Origin of the sequence: Actinacidiphila epipremni, assembly GCF_012034175.1 — a bacterium.
Classification (GTDB): domain Bacteria; phylum Actinomycetota; class Actinomycetes; order Streptomycetales; family Streptomycetaceae; genus Actinacidiphila; species Actinacidiphila epipremni.
In genome coordinates, this window is sequence record NZ_JAATEJ010000073.1 from 1 (window position 1) to 845 (window position 845).

Here is an 845-nt window from a genome sequence, read left to right on the forward strand (position 1 = left end):
ACGCGTCTCGGGCCGCATACGGCCGTTGCCGCTCAGTGCCTTGGAGGCGGTGCCGACGCTGACCTCGGCCAGTGCGGCGACATCGGTGAGCGTGACACGCTCCGGTGAGGGGCGCCGGTCGGTCTCAGTCACAGGCAATCCTTTGCTCAGTTCCGGAACATCTCCCATCCTGCCAGGCTCCGCGGCGCAGCCCAAGCAGTGGCGGCGGTTTCGGATTTGGTCCCGCACGACCCTTGACGCCGTCCCGCACGCACTCCTAGGTTTCCGGCAAGAAAACCGTTGCTCAAATTTTCTGACGTTGCGTCGACCCGCCGACACCCCGCGCGCCCCGGCCCGTCCGGCGTGCGCGTGCGCCCCGGCCCCCGACGCCACCCGCCCCTCCAGGGAGATCCATGTCCCACGCCCATCCGCCACCGCCCGCTCCGGCCGGCCCCGTCCGGCCGGGGGCCGGCGCGCACATCAGGCTGCGGCCGGCCACCGCGGCGGAGATCCGGGACGGCTTCTGGCACGCCCGCCGCGAGGTCAACGCCGCCGTCGGCATCCCGCAAGGGCCGCACCTGCTGGAATCCGCCGGCAATCTGCACGACCTGCGCCTCGCGGCAGGCAGCGCGCAGGGCGACTTCCGTGGCGACTACCCGTTCATGGACTCCGACGTCTACAAATGGCTGGAGGCCGCGTCCTGGCAGCTGGCCGGCTCCCCGTCACCCGCACTGGCCGCCGACGTCGAGCGGATCATCGCGCTGGTGGCCGAGGCGCAGCAGCCGGACGGCTATCTCAACACCTGGTTCCAGGCCGGCCGGGGCCGCGGCCGGTACACCGACCTGCGGTGGGGCCACGAGCTCTAC

The 845-nt window shown here is 72.1% G+C and carries 2 protein-coding genes; one reads left to right on the forward strand and one right to left on the reverse strand.

Features of this window, described 5'->3' with window-relative positions:
• Window positions 1-168 (reverse strand): LacI family DNA-binding transcriptional regulator (locus HCN08_RS36350; protein ID WP_265738308.1); only part of this gene is annotated, 168 nt, incomplete at its 3' end.
• Between the two features lie 224 nt (window positions 169-392).
• On the opposite strand from HCN08_RS36350, the gene HCN08_RS34480 reads away from it, so the two are divergent.
• Window positions 393-845 (forward strand): beta-L-arabinofuranosidase domain-containing protein (locus HCN08_RS34480; RefSeq protein WP_206319600.1); only part of this gene is annotated, 453 nt, incomplete at its 3' end.